15 protein-coding genes are annotated in these 17,435 nt (G+C 70.7%); 10 read left to right on the forward strand and 5 right to left on the reverse strand.

Annotated elements, in window-relative coordinates; genetic code table 11:
• Nucleotides 1-227: 227 nt before the first annotated feature.
• Nucleotides 228-725: a peptidylprolyl isomerase gene (locus OG963_RS35195; RefSeq protein ID WP_030918625.1), complete on the reverse strand. Its 498-nt coding sequence runs from the start codon at nt 723-725 to the stop codon at nt 228-230.
• 313 nt (nt 726-1,038) lie between these two features.
• Between OG963_RS35195 and OG963_RS35200 the strand changes: the two genes are divergently transcribed.
• The 6 genes from OG963_RS35200 to OG963_RS35225 all read left to right on the forward strand — a co-directional run bounded on the left by OG963_RS35200 (nt 1,039) and on the right by OG963_RS35225 (nt 7,280).
• Complete coding sequence (locus OG963_RS35200) at nt 1,039-2,121, forward strand: hypothetical protein (RefSeq protein WP_093930034.1); 1,083 nt, start codon at nt 1,039-1,041, stop codon at nt 2,119-2,121.
• Between the two features lie 307 nt (nt 2,122-2,428).
• Entirely contained in the window at nt 2,429-3,457 is a 1,029-nt protein-coding gene (argC, locus tag OG963_RS35205; RefSeq protein ID WP_362270368.1) for an N-acetyl-gamma-glutamyl-phosphate reductase, read from the forward strand.
• Entirely contained in the window at nt 3,454-4,608 is a 1,155-nt protein-coding gene (gene argJ, locus OG963_RS35210; protein ID WP_093775241.1) for a bifunctional glutamate N-acetyltransferase/amino-acid acetyltransferase ArgJ, read from the forward strand. Before argC ends, argJ begins: the two co-directional genes overlap by 4 nt.
• Nucleotides 4,605-5,525, forward strand: a complete 921-nt coding sequence (argB, locus tag OG963_RS35215) for an acetylglutamate kinase (protein WP_093775243.1) — start codon at nt 4,605-4,607, stop codon at nt 5,523-5,525. Before argJ ends, argB begins: the two co-directional genes overlap by 4 nt.
• The gene (locus OG963_RS35220; RefSeq protein ID WP_030918636.1) at nt 5,522-6,733 is read left to right on the forward strand and encodes an acetylornithine transaminase; all 1,212 of its coding nucleotides are present in this window, start codon (nt 5,522-5,524) and stop codon (nt 6,731-6,733) included. Before argB ends, OG963_RS35220 begins: the two co-directional genes overlap by 4 nt.
• 10 nt (nt 6,734-6,743) lie before the next feature.
• Entirely contained in the window at nt 6,744-7,280 is a 537-nt protein-coding gene (locus OG963_RS35225) for an arginine repressor (RefSeq protein WP_030918639.1), read from the forward strand.
• Between the two features lie 18 nt (nt 7,281-7,298).
• On the opposite strand, the gene OG963_RS35230 is transcribed toward OG963_RS35225, so the two are convergent.
• The 3 genes from OG963_RS35230 to OG963_RS35240 form a co-directional block, all read right to left on the reverse strand.
• The gene (locus OG963_RS35230; RefSeq protein WP_093775245.1) at nt 7,299-8,000 is read right to left on the reverse strand and encodes a L,D-transpeptidase; all 702 of its coding nucleotides are present in this window, start codon (nt 7,998-8,000) and stop codon (nt 7,299-7,301) included.
• Nucleotides 8,001-8,064: 64 nt separating this feature from the next.
• Nucleotides 8,065-8,655: a pyridoxamine 5'-phosphate oxidase family protein gene (locus tag OG963_RS35235; protein WP_093775247.1), complete on the reverse strand. Its 591-nt coding sequence runs from the start codon at nt 8,653-8,655 to the stop codon at nt 8,065-8,067.
• A gap of 41 nt (nt 8,656-8,696) precedes the next feature.
• A complete protein-coding gene (locus OG963_RS35240; RefSeq protein WP_093930037.1) occupies nt 8,697-9,956 on the reverse strand; it encodes a hypothetical protein in 1,260 nt (419 codons plus the stop codon).
• Between the two features lie 176 nt (nt 9,957-10,132).
• Between OG963_RS35240 and OG963_RS35245 the strand changes: the two genes are divergently transcribed.
• The 4 genes from OG963_RS35245 to sigJ all read left to right on the forward strand — a co-directional run bounded on the left by OG963_RS35245 (nt 10,133) and on the right by sigJ (nt 14,901).
• Nucleotides 10,133-11,326 carry an argininosuccinate synthase gene (locus OG963_RS35245; RefSeq protein ID WP_030918651.1) on the forward strand — a complete coding sequence of 398 codons (1,194 nt, stop codon included), beginning with the start codon at nt 10,133-10,135 and terminating at the stop codon, nt 11,324-11,326.
• A gap of 89 nt (nt 11,327-11,415) precedes the next feature.
• On the forward strand, nt 11,416-12,843 hold the full coding sequence (gene argH, locus OG963_RS35250) for an argininosuccinate lyase (protein ID WP_030918654.1): 1,428 nt from the start codon (nt 11,416-11,418) through the stop codon (nt 12,841-12,843).
• A gap of 71 nt (nt 12,844-12,914) precedes the next feature.
• A complete protein-coding gene (locus OG963_RS35255; RefSeq protein ID WP_371799819.1) occupies nt 12,915-13,886 on the forward strand; it encodes an aldo/keto reductase in 972 nt (323 codons plus the stop codon).
• A 115-nt stretch (nt 13,887-14,001) separates the two neighbouring features.
• On the forward strand, nt 14,002-14,901 hold the full coding sequence (gene sigJ, locus OG963_RS35260) for an RNA polymerase sigma factor SigJ (protein WP_030918658.1): 900 nt from the start codon (nt 14,002-14,004) through the stop codon (nt 14,899-14,901).
• Between the two features lie 187 nt (nt 14,902-15,088).
• On the opposite strand, the gene helR is transcribed toward sigJ, so the two are convergent.
• Nucleotides 15,089-17,254: an RNA polymerase recycling motor ATPase HelR gene (helR, locus tag OG963_RS35265; protein ID WP_371799820.1), complete on the reverse strand. Its 2,166-nt coding sequence runs from the start codon at nt 17,252-17,254 to the stop codon at nt 15,089-15,091.
• Nucleotides 17,255-17,435 lie beyond the last annotated feature (181 nt).

Genomic DNA, 17,435 nt, shown 5'->3' on the forward strand with positions numbered 1-17,435 from the left:
TGTCAACTTTAGGTTGACAGTCATGCGGTGTCAATCATCGGTTGACGCTGCATGGAAGGTGGAAGGTGTGCGTAGACACGCAGAGCGCGCCGGACCGGCAGGTGGCCGGCCCGACGCGCTCGGGTGTGGTTCACGCGGGGAGGGGCGGTGTCGCGCCCGGAGGGGGCCAGGAGGTGTGGTCCGTCCCGGCCGGGCACCTCACGTGCGCCCGTGAGTCCCTGGTGCGGTCAGAGGACGCCGCAGTCGGCGATGGTGACCTTCGCCCGGGTCTTGCCGCTCTGCGAGCCGTAGCTCTCGATCTTCTTGACCAGGTCCATGCTCTCCTGGCCGTCGACCTCGCCGAACACGACGTGCTTGCCGTCCAGCCACGACGTCACGATCGTGGTGATGAAGAACTGGGAGCCGTTGCTGTTCGGGCCCGCGTTCGCCATCGAGAGCAGGCCGGGCTTGTTGTGCGTGAGCTTGAAGTTCTCGTCGGCGAACTTCTCGCCGTAGATGCTCTTGCCGCCGCGGCCGTCGCCGCTGGTGAAGTCGCCGCCCTGGAGCATGAAGTCGGGGATGACCCGGTGGAAGGAGGAGCCCTTGTAGCCGAAGCCCTTCTCGCCGGTCGCCAGCGCGCGGAAGTTCTCCGTGGTCTTCGGGACCACGTCGTCGAACAGGTTGAACGTGATCCGCCCGGCGGGCTCGTCATTGATGGTGATGTCGAAAAAAACCTTGGTCGTCATGGTTCCATCCTGACATCCGGGCTGTGGGTCACCACCGCACGGGGTGGCCCGAGGGTCGGATCGCCCGAGGGCGACCAGGTGGACCGGGGGTGAGAGCCCCGTGGGCGCAGGCGACGAACTGAGCTGACGATGAATCAGAAATAGTGGCGCGGCGCCCCTTTGCCCACTCTCCGGATCACGGTCCACACTGATGTGTCGCGCATGCCCACCGCTCCCCTCCCGCGTCCCACCGCGGACGCGACCGGTATGTGCACACCCAGCCCCGCGAGACGGTGCCCCACCCCCGGCTCCACCTCACCGGTCAAGGACGCCCATGCGACGTTCCACCTTCATCACCCGGACCCTCGGCGGCGCCGCTCTGCTCTGCGCCGCCGTGGCCCTGTCCCTGGTCTTCGTACGGTACGACGCCCCCGCGCCGCGCTGGGACATGGTCGGCGCGCTCGGAGCGGCCGCCGTCACCGCCGGGGCGTGGGCGCTCGCCTGCCGTACGGCGCCGCCGCTCGGCGCCGCGCCCTACGTCGCGGGAGAGCGGCCACCGCTGCCGCACCGGCTCCCGCTGCCCGCCCGTGACGTGGGCCGGGCGACCGGAACCGTTCTCCTCGTCCTGACGCCTCTCGTACTGACCCGGCTGGCCGCCGGTTCGGGTGGGGTGCTCTCCGGATTGCTGATCATCCTGGTCTTCGTCGTGACGGCGAAAACCCTCCTGTTCGCCCGCCGCAGGGCCGGCCAGGCCGAGGCGCGCAGCAAGTTCCGCGTGCTGGCGGACGACGCGACACGGGGTGAGCTGCATGCCGTACGTGTCCGGGTCGGCGAACCCGTCCGGATGCGCTACCTCCGGCGTGGCGGCAAGCCGGGCGAACTCGACGTCACCCAGTACCACTGGCTCGTCCTCCAGGACGGCGAACGTGCGATCAGGCTCAGCGGTGCTCCCGAGGAGGTGGGCCGGGCGGTCCTGCGCCTCGGCGGCCAGGAAGGCTGGCTCTGCTGGCCGCAGCGGTGGAAGCTGATCGAGGCGGAGCTGCCCGCGGCATTCGTCTCCGACGGCGGCGAGGTGCTCATGGGGCTCACGGACCCGGACGAGGCGCGCCCGTACCTGACCGGACCCCGGCCCCCGTCGTCCGACCGCGCGGTCCGGCGCCTGCCCCGCACCGCCAAGTTCGCCCCACCCGTGCACACCCGGATTCTCGGCGGCGCCCTGCTCGCCGCTCTGCTCGTCGCCCCGGTCCTCTGCATCGGCCCCGACCGGCTGCCGGCCCTGCTCGACTGGCTCCTGTGCGTCTCCGCGGCGGCGGCCCTGGTCGTCCTCGCGCTGCGCGGTCTGGGAGAGGCGAGCCGGGCGCTGCCCGAAGGTCTGTCCTGGACGGTGGAGGAGGAGTCGGACCCTTCGATCGCGTGACGCCGGTGAGGGTGTGACCGGGCGCCGCACCCGGCTTGCGCGGCCGGGTTCGGCGCCCGGTCTCCGTGCCGCCACGCCGTGGGTGACCTGGGCCGAGCGTGCCCCTGCGTAGAGGCCATCGGGTCGTACCCGGACCCCCGGCGCAGGTGGCGGCTTGCGCCTCGGGCGGGGTGCTCGTGATCCGGAGCCGGCGGAACTGCGAGGGTGTGCCGAGGGGCGCGCTCGGGCTCGGCGGCGCGGCATGCTGAGGCCTTTGCATAAAACTGCAGCGATGCGTATAGTCATGCCATCGACGAGGAGGATTTCGATGCCGGTACGTGCAGCGGTAGCAGGAGCGAGCGGATACGCCGGCGGGGAGCTGCTCCGTCTGCTGCTGGCCCATCCCGAGGTCGAGATCGGTGCCCTCACCGGCAACACCAACGCGGGGCAGAAGCTCGGCGCCCTGCAGCCTCATCTGCGGCCGCTCGCCGACCGGATGCTGCAGCCGACCACCGCCGAGGTGCTCGCCGGGCACGACGTCGTCTTTCTCGCGTTGCCGCACGGGCAGTCCGCCGCCGTCGCGCAGCAGCTCGGTGACGAGGTGCTCGTCGTCGACATGGGCGCCGACTTCCGGCTCACGGAAGCCGCCGACTGGGAGAAGTTCTACGGGTCGCCGCACGCCGGGACCTGGCCCTACGGTCTGCCCGAACTGCCCGGTGCCCGCGCCGCGCTGGCGGGGTCCAAGCGGATCGCGGTGCCCGGCTGCTATCCGACGGCCGTCTCCCTCGCACTCTTCCCGGCGTACGCGGCCCAGCTCGCCGAGCCCGAGGCGGTGATCGTCGCCGCGTCCGGAACCTCCGGGGCGGGCAAGGCGGCCAAGCCGCATCTGCTCGGTTCCGAGGTGATGGGCAACATGTCCCCTTACGGCGTCGGCGGTGTCCACCGGCACACCCCGGAAATGATCCAGAACCTCAGCGCCGCGGCCGGAGAGCCGGTCACGGTCTCCTTCACGCCGACCCTGGCGCCGATGCCCCGCGGCATCCTCGCCACGTGCAGCGCAAAGGCGAAGCCGGGTGTGAGTGCCGAGTCGGTTCGTACCGCGTACGAGAAGGCGTTCGCCGAGGAGCCGTTCGTCGACCTGCTCCCCGAAGGGGAGTGGCCCGCCACAGCGTCCGTCTACGGTTCCAACGCCGTACAGATTCAGGTCGCCCACGACGAGGCGGCAGGCCGGATCATCGTCATCAGCGCCATCGACAACCTTGCCAAGGGCACCGCCGGCGGCGCCCTGCAGAGCATGAACATCGCCCTCGGACTCCCCGAGGACACTGGTCTTTCCACGATCGGAGTGGCACCGTGAGCGTCACGGCAGCACAGGGGTTCTCGGCGGCGGGCATCGCCGCGGGGATCAAGGAGAGCGGCAACCCGGACCTGGCCCTCGTGGTCAACAACGGGCCGCGCCGCGCCGCCGCGGGAGTCTTCACCTCCAACCGCGTGAAGGCCGCCCCCGTCCTCTGGTCGGAGCAGGTCCTCAAGGGCGGCGAAGTCACCGCCGTCGTCCTCAACTCCGGTGGCGCCAACGCCTGTACCGGCCCGCAGGGCTTCCAGGACACCCACGCCACCGCCGAGAAGGCCGCCGAGGTCCTCGTCGGCCACAGCGCCGGTGAGATCGCCGTCGCCTCGACCGGGCTGATCGGCACGCTGCTTCCGATGGACAAACTGCTGCCCGGCATCGAGACCGCAGCCGCGGCGCTGAGCGAGCGCGGCGGCGAGAAGGCCGCCATCGCGATCAAGACCACGGACACCGTCCACAAGACCGCCGTCGCAGACGGTCAGGGCTGGACCGTCGGCGGGATGGCCAAGGGTGCGGGCATGCTCGCGCCGGGACTCGCCACCATGCTGGTCGTCCTCACCACCGACGCCGATGTGGACGCGGCCGGACTCGACTCCGCGCTGCGCGCCGCCACCCGCACCACCTTCGACCGGGTCGACTCCGACGGCTGCATGTCGACCAACGACACCGTGCTGCTGCTGGCGTCCGGTGCGAGCGGTGTCACCCCGGAGCAGGGCGAGTTCGCGGAGGCGGTACGGACCGTCTGTGCCGACCTGGCCCGGCAGTTGATCGGTGACGCCGAGGGTGCCTCGAAGGACATCCGGATCGAGGTCATCAACGCCGCGACCGAGGACGACGCCGTCGAGGTGGGCCGCTCCATCGCGCGTAACAACCTCCTCAAGTGCGCCATCCACGGCGAGGACCCCAACTGGGGCCGGGTCCTCTCCGCGATCGGCACGACGAAGGCGGCCTTCGAGCCCGACCAGCTGAATGTCGCCATCAACGGCGTCTGGGTCTGCAAGAACGGCGGCGTCGGCGAGGACCGCGACCTCGTCGACATGCGCTACCGGGAGGTCGAGATCACCGCAGACCTGGCCGCCGGAACCGAGTCCGCCGTCATCTGGGCCAACGACCTCACCGCGGACTACGTCCACGAGAACAGCGCGTACAGCTCATGAGTGCGGCGCGGAAACACACCGCACTCCCGAAGGCGGAGATCCTCATCGAGGCGCTGCCCTGGCTGACCCGGCACAACGGCAAGACCGTCGTCATCAAGTTCGGCGGCAATGCCATGATCGACGAGGAGCTGAAGGCGGCCTTCGCGCAGGACGTCGTCTTCCTGCGGCAGGCCGGCCTCAAGCCCGTCGTGGTGCACGGCGGCGGCCCGCAGATCAGTGCTCAGCTCGACAAGCAGGGCCTGGTCAGCGAGTTCAAGGCCGGGCTGCGCGTCACCACGCCCGAGGCGATGGACGTCGTCCGGATGGTGCTGGCCGGGCAGGTCCAGCGCGAGCTCGTCGGCCTGCTCAACCAGCACGGCCCGCTCGCCGTCGGCATGACCGGCGAGGACGCCCACACCATCACCGCCACCCGGCACCGCCCCACCATCGACGGCGAACTCGTCGACATCGGGCGGGTCGGTGAGATCACCGCGATCGACACGGGGGCCATCCAGGCACTGCTCGACGACGGCCGGATCCCGGTCGTCTCCTCCATCGCGCGCTCCGCCGACGACAACCACGTCTACAACGTCAACGCCGACACCGCGGCCGCCGCACTCGCCGCCGCGCTGAACGCCGAGACACTGATGGTCCTCACCGACGTCGAGGGCCTCTACGAGGACTGGCCCAACAGCGACGACGTGATCAGCAGGCTCACCGCGACCGAGCTGGAGAAGCTGCTGCCGGAGCTGTCCAGCGGCATGGTCCCGAAGATGCAGGGCTGCCTGCACGCCGTACGCAACGGTGTCGAGACCGCCCGTGTCATCGACGGCCGGGTCCAGCACTCGATCCTGCTGGAGATCTTCACCGACGAGGGCATCGGCACGATGGTCGTGCCCGACGCAGCCGACGAACCCGACGCACAGGGGGAAGCATGACCAACGCCGAGCTTTCGCAGCGCTGGCAGGGCTCGCTCATGGACAACTACGGCACCCCGCAGCTCTCGCTGGTCCGAGGCGAAGGTGCCCGTGTGTGGGACGCCGACGGCACCGAGTACCTCGACTTCGTCGGCGGCATCGCGGTGAACGCGCTGGGCCACGCCCATCCCGCCGTCGTCGAGGCCGTCTCCACCCAGATCGCCTCGCTGGGCCATGTCTCCAACCTTTTCATCGCCGCACCGCCCGTCGAGCTCGCGGAACGGCTCCTGCAGCTCTTCGGCCGGACCGGACGCGTCTATTTCTCCAACTCGGGCGCCGAGGCCAACGAAGCCGCCTTCAAGATCGGCCGGCTCACCGGGCGGACCCGCATGGTCGCCACCGACGGCGGCTTCCACGGCCGGACCATGGGCGCGCTCGCCCTCACCGGCCAGCCGAAGAAGCGGGAACCCTTCCTTCCGCTGCCCGGTGACGTCACACATGTGCCGTACGGCGATGTCGACGCCCTCCGGGCCGCGGTGACCACCGACACCGCGCTGGTGATCATCGAGCCCATCCAGGGTGAGAACGGTGTGGTCGTCCCGCCCAGGGGCTATCTGGAGGCCGCGCGGGAGATCACCCGGGCCACCGGCACCCTGCTCGTCCTCGACGAGGTGCAGACCGGTATCGGCCGGTGCGGCCAGTGGTTCGAGCACCAGGCCCACCAGGGCGTCGAGCCCGACATCGTCACCCTCGCCAAGGGGCTCGGCGGTGGTCTGCCGATCGGCGCCACCGTCGCCTTCGGGGCGACGGCCGACCTGTTGAAGCCCGGTCAGCACGGCACGACGTTCGGCGGCAACCCGATCGCCTGCGCCGCCGGTCTCGCCGTTCTGGACACGCTCGCGGCCGACGGCGCCCTGGACCGGGTGAAGCGGCTCGGCGAGAGGATCCGGGACGGTGTCGAAGCCCTGGGGCACCCATTGGTCTCCCACGTCCGTGGCTCCGGTCTGTTGCTGGGTATCGTGCTCACCGAGCCCCTTGCGCCGCAGGTGCAACAGGCGGCTCAGGGAGCCGGACTCCTGGTGAACGCGCCCGCCCCCGACGTCGTACGGCTCATGCCGCCGCTGATCATCGGTGACGCAGAGGTGGACGCGTTCCTGGCGGCACTGTCCGGCGCTCTCGACGCGGCACACGGGGACGGACGATCCGGAGAGAAGCGCTCCGGAGAATGAGGCGACGACGATGACCGAGGCGCAGGAATCCGAGTTCGGCGGGCCGTCCGTGCCGCAGACCCGCACGGCACGCCACCGCCGGATCGTGGACATCCTGAACCGGCTGCCGGTGCGCTCGCAGAGCCAGTTGGCGAAGCTCCTGGCCGACGACGGGCTGAGCGTGACCCAGGCGACGCTCTCCCGCGACCTGGATGAACTGGGCGCGGTGAAGATCCGCAACACCGGCGGCGAGCTGATCTACGCCGTGCCGAGCGAGGGCGGCTTCCGCACCCCGCAGGCACCGCTCGGCGAGTCCGCCAAGGAGGAGCGGATGCGGCGCCTCTCCTCCGAACTGCTCATCTCGGCGGAGGCCTCGGCCAACCTCGTGGTGCTGCGTACGCCCCCGGGCGCGGCCCAGTTCCTGGCCTCGGCCATCGACCAGGCGGAGCTGCACGACGTCCTCGGCACCATCGCGGGCGACGACACGCTGATGCTGATCAGCCGAGACCCGGCGGGTGGGCAGGGGCTGGCCGACCACCTGCTGCGGCTGGCGCAGAACGGTCGCTGAGCGGCCCGGAGGGACGGATCAGTAGCGGGTGATCGCGGTCGTGCCCGAGCGGGTCCCGATCGCGATGTGCGGGCGGCGGGCCGGGTCCGCCCAGGCCAGGATCCGGTCCATCGAGGGCGCCGGTACCGAGACGCAGCCGGCGGTCGCACCGCTCCCGTTCACATGCAGGAAGATCCCCGCACCCCGACCGCGCACCGGCCGGTCGTAGTTGAACCCGATGACCAGTGCGCGGGCGTACTGCTCCGGGTATGCGACCAGATGCTCGGCCTCGCCGGCCCGGCAGTCCGCGGGCCGCGGTTCCACCCAGCGGTTGTAGGCGCGGGCCTCGTTGTCCTGGCACCACCAGGAACGGTCGTCGGCCCTGCGGTACGGATAGCGGGTCCCGGCCGGGACGGCTTCGACGCCGAAGGCGTACGGCAGGTCGTACAGACCGGTGGGGGTGGTGTTCGTGCCCTGGACCCGCTCGTCCCCTTCGGCCAGCCCCTTCGCCCCGAACCGGGCCGGCGCGGACCCGGCCCGTACCCACTTCCCCGACTTCAGGTTCCACCAGCTGACGGTTCCCGTGGTGGATCCCGTGCCGGCCGCCTCGGCCGTGATCAGCTGCGAGCCGCCGCCCGTGTCGGCCAGCCGCTCCGGGAGCGGGGGCGTATCGGCGGGGCGGGCCGCCGACGAACCCACGAGGGCGAGCAGAACCGACCCGGTCACCAGAGATGTGCGCATGGACCGGACGGTAGACCCGACGGTGCCGGACCACCGCCGCGCGTACTCCGTACGGCCCGGCGGTTCAGTCCGCGGTGGGCATCACGGGCAGCGGGAGCGGCAGTCCCGGCAGCCCGTCGATGCTCGTCGCGATGTGCTCCTTCTTGCCGAAGTACTCGCCGAGTGAGGTGTCGTCCTCGCGCGCGAAGCGCCGGGCGTGCAGTGGCCGGTCCTCGTCGTAGGACATGTACGGCACCGCGAATCCGCAGGTGTCCCGGATCAGCTCGGCCGTCACCACGATGATCGCGCGCAGCCCGTGCGGGGCCGGGTCGACGGGAAAACGGCCCAGCAGCCCCGGGAACCGCGGATCGTCACGGAAGACCGGCTCACCGCGGCCGTGCACCCGCACGATGTTCGGCGGCCCCTGGAAGGCACACCACATCAGGGTGATGCGGCCGTTCTCCCGGAGATGGGCCACGGTCTCCGCATTGCTCCCGGCGAAGTCCAGATACGCGACGGTCCGTTCGTCGAGGACCGCGAAGGAGCCGCTGACACCCTTGGGGGAGAGGTTGACCGTGCCGTCCCCGCCCAGTGGGGCGGTCGCGGTGAAAAAGATGTGCTGCTCTTCGATGAAGGTCCTGAGCCGTCCGTCGATACGTGCGTACGTCTTTCCCATGTGGCGATTATCGGCTCCGGTGCGGCGCCCGCATCGGCATTTCAGCCTGCGGGCCACCGCTGCCGGAGCGTCGCGCGGACATGGGCCCGCAGCAGCCGCTCCGCCGCCACACGCTGCGCACGCGGCCGGTCCACCCCGGTCCTGGCGAGCAGCCACTCGTGCGGTATCCGGTCGGCGTCCGGCAGCAGTGCCTGCGTCACGGCCCGGACGACGGCGGGTGACGGGTCGTCGAGGAGAGGACGCAGCTCTGTGTGCCGCACCGCGTCGAGCGCGCGCAGGCCGTTGACGGCGTGGACGCGGACCGCGGGTACCGGGTGCGTCACCAGGGACCACAACGCCGGGGCGTCCGACCTGGCGCCGCACTCGCCGAGTCCGGCCGGGGCCGCGGGACGGGCGGCCGGGTCGGCGCACATCGACCGGTAGAGGGGGAGCGGATCGATGCCGCCCTGCCGCAGTACATAGCGGGCACAGGCCCGTACTACCCCGGACCGATCGGCGAGGAACGGCGCGGCCTCACCCTGCCGCCCGGCCCGCCGCAGCGCGGTCACACCGGCGGACCGTACCTGCGGTGACCGCGCAGACAGCAGCGGGCCCAGCACCTCGTCGTACGCCCCGTCCCGCATCCCCGCGATCGCAGCCTCCGCACACAGTGTCTGGATGCGCACATCGTCCGAGGCGGCGGCTGCGGTGCGGGCCAGCGTCGCCGGGGCGAGGAGACCGCGATCGACCGCGATGCGGTACGCGAACCGGCGTGTGGCCCGGTCCTCGCTCGTGAGCAGCGCCACGACGTCCTCGGCGGCACCGTCGCGCAAGGCACGCTCCAGCCGTTGGCGGGCGAAGTCACCGTGCCCGCGCCTGGACAGCCGCAGCACCAGCGCGCTCAGCGGCGGCAACTCCCGGCCGGGAACCTCCGACAACAGTGCCCGAGCCCGTTCGCGCACCGGTCCGACCCAGTCCGCGCAGCGTACGACCAGGAGCGGGTGCAGCGCCGGCGACCGGCCCACCCACTCGAGTGCCGCCTCTCGGATCCGGCCGTCCGGATGGCACAGCGCGACGGCGAGCAACGGCTCGTCGGGAGGTGTCCTGGACCAATTCACCGAGGGCAGCGGGGCGTCCCAGTTCCAGCGCAGTCTCCGACCGTCGACCCGGTCGCACGACGGGAGCAGTCCGGGCGCCTCGTACGCCAGGATCCGTACACCGAGATCGAGGGCCGTCCAGGCGTCTGCCGACGAGGTGTCCAGTGCTTCCCGGAGAGACATGCCCCGGGTCAGCCGTTCAGCGGCCTCGTAGTCGCTGCCCATCGCGCGCCCCCCATGTATGCGGAGGCCGATCGTAGAGGGCCGGACGTTGTCCGGGCCCGGCATTTACGGTGGCCGGGCTCGAGCGTTCGGGTGAGCCGTTCACCAGTAGCTTTGACAAACCATACAGAGGACTGCATAGTTATACCCAACAGTGATTGCACCGTAAGGAGAAACCCGTGACCGAGCGCGTCGTACTCGCCTACTCGGGCGGCCTGGACACCTCCGTCGCCATCGGCTGGATCGCCGAGGAGACGGGCGCCGAGGTCATCGCCGTTGCCGTGGATGTCGGCCAGGGCGGCGAGGACCTGGACGTCATCCGCAAGCGCGCGCTCGCCTGCGGTGCCGTCGAGGCCGAGGTCGCGGACGCCAAGGACGAGTTCGCCGAGGAGTACTGTCTCCCGGCGATCAAGGCCAACGCCCTCTACATGGACCGCTACCCGCTGGTGTCGGCCCTCTCCCGGCCGACCATCGTCAAGCACCTCGTGGCCGCCGCCAAGAAGCATGACGCCGGCATCGTCGCCCACGGCTGCACCGGCAAGGGCAACGACCAGGTCCGCTTCGAGGCCGGCATCTCCGCGCTCGGTCCCGACCTGAAGTGCATCGCCCCGGTCCGTGACTACGCGATGACCCGGGACAAGGCGATCGCCTTCTGCGAGGAGAAGAACCTCCCGATCGCGACCACCAAGAAGTCCCCGTACTCGATCGACCAGAACGTCTTCGGGCGCGCCGTCGAGACGGGTTTCCTGGAGGACATCTGGAACGCCCCGATCGAGGACATCTACGAGTACACCGAGAACCCGGCCACCCCCCGCGAGGCCGACGAGGTCGTCATCTCCTTCAAGGAGGGCGTCCCGGTCGCCATCGACGGCAGGCCCGTCACCGTCCTCCAGGCGATCCAGCAGCTCAACGAGCGGGCCGGCGCCCAGGGAATCGGCCGGATCGACATGGTCGAGGACCGGCTCGTCGGCATCAAGTCCCGCGAGGTGTACGAGGCACCCGGCGCGATCGCACTGATCACCGCCCACCAGGAGCTGGAGAACGTCACCGTCGAGCGCGAGCTGGCCCGCTACAAGCGGCAGGTCGAGCAGCGCTGGGGCGAGATGGTCTACGACGGCCTGTGGTTCTCCCCGCTCAAGCGCGCCCTGGACGGCTTCATCAACGAGGCCAACCAGCACGTCACCGGTGACATCCGGATGACGCTGCACGCCGGCCGTGCCGTCGTCACCGGCCGGAAGTCCAGCGAGTCGCTGTACGACTTCAACCTCGCCACCTACGACTCGGGCGACACGTTCGACCAGTCCAAGGCGCAGGGCTTCATCGAGATCTTCGGCCTTTCGTCGAAGATCGCCGCCAAGCGTGACCTGGCCTGACGCCACCCCGTTTACGTCACCGCCTCCCCGTTCCTCCGCGGCGGGGAGGCGGTCGCACATCCACCCTCTTGTCTCTTGAGGAGCACGCAGTGAGCAACGGCAGCAGCAACGTACGCCTCTGGGGCGCCCGCTTCGCCGATGGTCCGGCCGAGGCGCTGGCGAAGCTGTCCGCCTCCGTCCACTTCGACTGGCGGCTCGCGCCGTACGACATCGCCGGCTCCCGTGCCCACGCGCGCGTCCTCAGCAAGGCGGGGCTGCTCACCGAGGACGAGCTGACCCGCATGATCGCCGGTCTGGACCAGCTCGAAGCCGATGTCGCCGACGGATCGTTCACCGGCACCATCGCCGACGAGGACGTCCACACCGCGCTGGAGCGTGGACTGCTGGAGCGTCTCGGTCCGGACCTCGGCGGCAAGCTGCGCGCCGGCCGGTCCCGCAACGACCAGGTCGCCACGCTCTTCCGGATGTACCTGCGTGACCACGCCCGGATCATCGGTGGTCTGGTCGCCGAGCTCCAGGACGCGCTGGTCGGCCTCGCCGAGGCCCACCCGGACGTCGCCATGCCGGGCCGTACGCACCTCCAGCACGCCCAGCCGGTCCTCTTCGCCCACCACGTCCTGGCGCACGTGCAGTCGCTGTCCCGGGACGCCGAGCGGCTGCGGCAGTGGGACGAGCGGACGGCTGTTTCGCCCTACGGCTCCGGCGCGTTGGCCGGCTCCTCGCTCGGCCTCGACCCGGAGGCGGTCGCCGCGGACCTCGGCTTCGAGCACGGGTCCGTCGCCAACTCCATCGACGGCACGGCCTCCCGCGACTTCGTCGCCGAGTTCGCGTTCATCACCGCGATGATCGGCGTCAACCTCTCCCGGATCGCGGAGGAGGTCATCATCTGGAACACGAAGGAGTTCTCCTTCGTCACCCTGCACGACGCCTTCTCCACCGGCTCCTCGATCATGCCGCAGAAGAAGAACCCGGACATCGCCGAGCTCGCCCGCGGCAAGTCCGGCCGACTGATCGGCAATCTGACGGGCCTGATGGCCACACTGAAGGCCCTCCCGCTCGCGTACAACCGGGACCTCCAGGAGGACAAGGAGCCGGTCTTCGACTCCTGCGACCAGCTCGAGGTCCTGCTGCCCGCCTTCACCGGCATGATGGCCACGCTCACCGTCAACCGCGAGCGGATGGAGGAGCTCGCCCCGGCCGGTTTCTCGCTCGCCACCGACATCGCCGAGTGGCTGGTCAAGCAGGGCGTCCCGTTCCGCGTCGCGCACGAGGTCGCGGGCGAGTGCGTCAAGGAGTGCGAGCAGCACGGCATCGAGCTCGACGAGCTCACCGACGAGCAGTTCGCGAAGATCTCCGAGCACCTCACCCCCGAGGTCCGCACGGTCCTCAATGTGCCGGGCGCGCTCGCCGCCCGCGACGGACGCGGCGGTACGGCCCCGTCGGCCGTCGCCGTGCAACTCGCCGAGGTCAAGCACGACCTGGCGGCGCAGCACGCGTGGGCCACCGCCCGTCAGTAGGTCACGGGAACGGCATCGCGGGCTACGTTTGTCGGGACGGAGTTACGGACCCGACCCACGAGGAGCCCGCGATGCCCTTCGCCCGCCTCGCCTCAGCGACGACCCCGACCGCCCACATCGGTCTCGGCCTGGCCGCGGTCGGCAGGCCCGCCTACATCAATCTCCACCGCGACCGGGACCTGCCCGGGACCCGCAGCGTCGAGGAACTGCGCGAGCACGCCCATGAGCTTCTCGACGCCGCCTACGCGCAGGGCGTCCGCTACTTCGACGTCGCCCGCTCCTACGGCCGTGCCGAGGAGTTCCTCGGCGACTGGCTGAACACCCGCCCGGATGTGCGCGACGTCGTCATCGGCAGCAAATGGGGCTACACCTACACCGCCGGCTGGAGCGTCGACGCCGAGGCGCACGAGGTCAAGGACCACAGCCTCGCCACCTTCGAGCGCCAGCGTGCCGAGACCGCGGCGCTGCTGGGTGACCGGCTCGACCTTTACCAGATCCACTCCGTGACAACCGACAGTCCGGCCCTCACCGACAAGGAACTGCACGAGCGGCTCGCCGCCCTCGCCGCCGACGGGGTCACCGTCGGCCTGTCCACCAGCGGCCCCGGCCAGGCGGACGCCATCCGCGCCGCCCTCACCGTCACCGTGGACGGCGAGCCCCTCTTCCGTACGGTCCAGGCCACCTACAACGCCCTGGAGACGTCGGCCGGACAGGCACTTGCCGAGGCGCACGACGCCGGGCTGACCGTGATCGTCAAGGAAGCGATGGCCAACGGCCGACTCGCCGGAACGGACGCTCCCGCCGTCGTCCAGGAGATCGCTGCCGAGGCCGGCCTGGGCAGCGACGCGGTCGCGCTCGCACTGATCCTGCACCAGCCGTGGGCCGGCGTCGTCCTCTCCGGCGCGGCGACCGTCAACCAGCTCGCCGGCAACCTCCATGCCCCCGTCCTCGACCTCGACGAGCAGCGGCGGGAGCGGCTGGACGCGCTGGTGGAGGAGCCCGAGGCGTACTGGCGCCACCGCGCCGGGCTGCCCTGGAGCTGACCGGCGAAGCGCTCCCCGATTCCTTGATCGCCGGATTCTGCGTCACATCGGCGTGTCACATCGTTCTCGTTCGATGCGTCAGTGCAGTGACGGAACACGACGGAGGAATGGGCCTGTGGACGAGAACGAGTTTCTGGCGGAACGCTTCGAGGAGAACCGGACCCGTCTGAAGGCCGTGGCGTACCGGATGCTCGGCTCGCAGACCGAGGCGGACGACGCCGTCCAGGAAGCCTGGATCCGGCTCAGCCGCTCCGACGACCGGCGGATCGAGAACCTGAGCGGCTGGCTGACCACGGTCGTCGGCCGGGTCTGCCTGGACATGCTGCGCTCGCGCCGGTCCCGGCGCGAGGAACCCCTGGAGACGCAGCAGTCGGGTGCCGACGCCCCCGAGCCGGTCCTCGGCCCGCAGTCCGGAAGCGACCCCGAACACCAGGCGCTGGTCGCCGACTCGGTGGGGCTGGCGCTGCTCGTGGTCCTGGAGACCCTGGACCCCGCCGAACGGCTCGCCTTCGTGCTCCACGACATGTTCGCGGTGCCGTTCGACGAGATCGGTCGCATCGTGGACCGGACCCCGGCCGCGGCCCGGCAGCTCGCCAGCCGGGCTCGTCGCCGCGTCCAGGGCGTCGACCGGGTGCCGGATCCCGATCTCGCCCGCAAGCGTGAGGTCGTCGACGCGTTCCTGGCGGCCGCCCGGGGCGGTGACTTCGAGGCGCTCGTCGCCGTCCTCGACCCGGACGTGGTGGCACGGTCCGACGGCGGCGCCGGTGGCGTCGGCGCTCCTTCGGTGGTGCGCGGGGCCGCTTCGGTCGCCCGTCAGGCGATCATGTTCGCGCCGTTCGCGCAGTCGTCCCGGATGGCACTGGTCGACGGGGCCCCGGCAGTCATCTCGATCCGCGACGGGCAGCGGTTCTCGGTCATGCGCTTCACGATCGAGCGCGGCAGGGTCGTCGAGCTGTACGTGGTCAACGATCCGGCCCGCCTTCCCGAGCTGGATCTGACAGTCCTCGGCGACTGACGACGCGCCGGGCCGGGGCCGGCCGGCCCCGGCCCGCCCCGGCGCGTCGAAGTCCGCCCGGCTCGAGGCCGGTCCACGGGTCGAACCGGCGCAGCAGGGCCTCGGCCTGTCCGTGCCCGGCGGCCCGCTCCCGGTCCCGCCCGGTGATCTCGTCGTCGACCCGGGCGGAAGGCCGCCCGGGTCGACGTCAGGAGCTCGTGAGGACGACGAGTTGCTGGGTCGCTCGAGTCATCGCGACATAACGGTCGACCGCTCCTTCGATGCCCCCGCCGAACTCCTCCGGGTCGATGAGGACGACCAGGTCGAACTCGAGCCCCTTCGACAGCTCCGGAGTCAGCGACCGCACACGGGACGTCGTCCGGAACGTGGGATCGCCGATGACGCAGGCGATCCCGTCGGCATGCGCGGCGAGCCAGGTGTCGAGGACCGAGCTCAGATCCGAAACGGACCCGTGCACGACGGGGACGCCGCTGCTGCGGATGGACGTCGGCACGTTGGCGTCCGGGAGCACGGACCGGATGACCGGCTCGGCTTCCGCCATGACTTCTTCCGGCGTCCGGTAGTTGACGCTCAGGGAGGCCAGGTCGATCCGGTCGAGCCCGATCCGTTCGAGCCGTTCCTGCCACGACTCCATGAACCCGTGCCTGGCCTGGGCACGGTCCCCGACGATGGTGAAGCTCCGGGACGGGCACCGGACCAGCAGCATCTGCCACTCCGCGTCGGTCAGTTCCTGAGCCTCGTCCACGACGATGTGTGCGAAGGGGCCGGCGAGCAGGTCCGGGTCGACGGTGGTCAGTTCGGACTCGTCGACCAGGCTGACCTTGGCGTCTTCGCCGCGCAGCATCGTCACGAGGCCTTCGCCCTCGTCACCGTCGGCGCCGGAGTTGGACACCGCCTCGATCAGGCTGTCGACGACCTGGGTCATGCGCTCGCGCTGGGCGTCGAGGACGGCCTTGTGCCGACGCTCGCGCCGCGCCGCCTCCGGGTCGCCGAGCCGCTGCCGTGCCGCGTCCAGGAGGGGCAGGTCGGACACCGTCCAGGCCTGGGCGTCCCCTCGCTGCAGCTTCCGAACGTCGTCGGGGCCGAGCCAGGGGGCGCACATCCGGAGAAAGGCGGGTACCGACCACAGGTCTCCGACGAGGTCAACCGCTTCGAGCAGCGGCCACGCCCGGTCGAAGGTCGTGAGCAGTTCCCTGTCCTGCCGCAGCGACTTGCGGAGCAGGTCGGCCGAGACGTCGCCGTCGTGCTTGTCCACCAGGATCGTGAGCAGCTCGTCCCAGACCTGGTCGCGCGCCTCGTTGTGCGGAGTTCCGGGCTCTGCCGCTTCGAACGCCGCGGCCCAGTCGTCGGCGCTCAGCCAGATGTCGGACCAGTGGGTCGTGACCGTCATCCCCTCGGTGGGCGGTGCCTCGTAGAACCTGACAGCCGTCTCGATCGCCGTCACCAGGCTCGCGGACGACTTCATGGCGGCCACGTCCGGGTCGGCCTCGACCGCTGCTGCGGCTCCCTCGGTGACGAGGTCCCGCAGGGTGCAGGTCTGCACGCCCTCCTCGCCGAGGCTGGGCAGGACATCGGCGACGTAGGCCAGGTACGGCCGGTGCGGACCGACGAACAGCACACCGCCACGACGGTGACCGAGGCGAGGGTCGGAGTAGAGGAGGTAGGCGGAGCGGTGCAGAGCGACGACGGTCTTCCCCGTACCCGGGCCGCCGTCGACGACGAGAGCGCCGCGGGATCCCGCGCGGATGATGGCGTCCTGGTCGGCCTGGATCGTGCCGAGCACGTCTCGCATCCGTGCCGACCTGTTGCTGCCCAGGCTGGCGATGAAGGCGGACTGGTCGTCGAGCGCGGCGTGCCCGGCGAACCCGTCCGAGGTGAAGACCTCGTCCCAGTAGTCGCTGATCCGGCCGCCGGTCCAGCGATACCTGCGGCGGCTTGCCAGACCCATCGGGTTGGCGTGGGTGGCTCCGAAGAACGGCTCGGCAGCGGGGGAGCGCCAGTCGAGCAGCAGCCGACGGCCCGCGCTGTCCGTAAGGCCGAGTCGTCCGACGTACACCGGCTCGGAGTCCGCGCCGACCATGTGTCCGAGGCACAGATCCAGACCGAAGCGACGCAGCGCGCGCAGGCGAGTGGTCAGCCGGTGGATCTCCGCGTCCCGGTCCATCGCCTGCCGGCCCACGCCACCGGGAGCCCTTCGCTCGGCATCGAGGCGGTCGGACAGTTCGCTGATCGCCTGCTCAAGAGTCTCCGCGAGGGCTGCGAAGTGCTGTTCGTCACCGGCGATCAGAGTTGGGTCGGCCTTGGGGGAAAGGTGGTCGGGAAGGTCAAACACGCTGGTGGTCAGCGGGTTCACGTAATCGGCTCCGATCTGAGGTCGCTCGCGACCATGTACGTGCGGCAAGGCGTCCGGACCGGCGTGACGAACCTGGTGGCCATGACGAGCGAGGCTTTGCCCGGCGTGGACCCGTGGCCGTCGCCGGTCGAGGCCGTCAGGGTTTGCAGGTTCTCGTGTTCCGGGTCGGGGCTCTGTGACC

Origin of the sequence: Streptomyces sp. NBC_01707, assembly GCF_041438805.1 — a bacterium.
GTDB lineage: Bacteria > Actinomycetota > Actinomycetes > Streptomycetales > Streptomycetaceae > Streptomyces.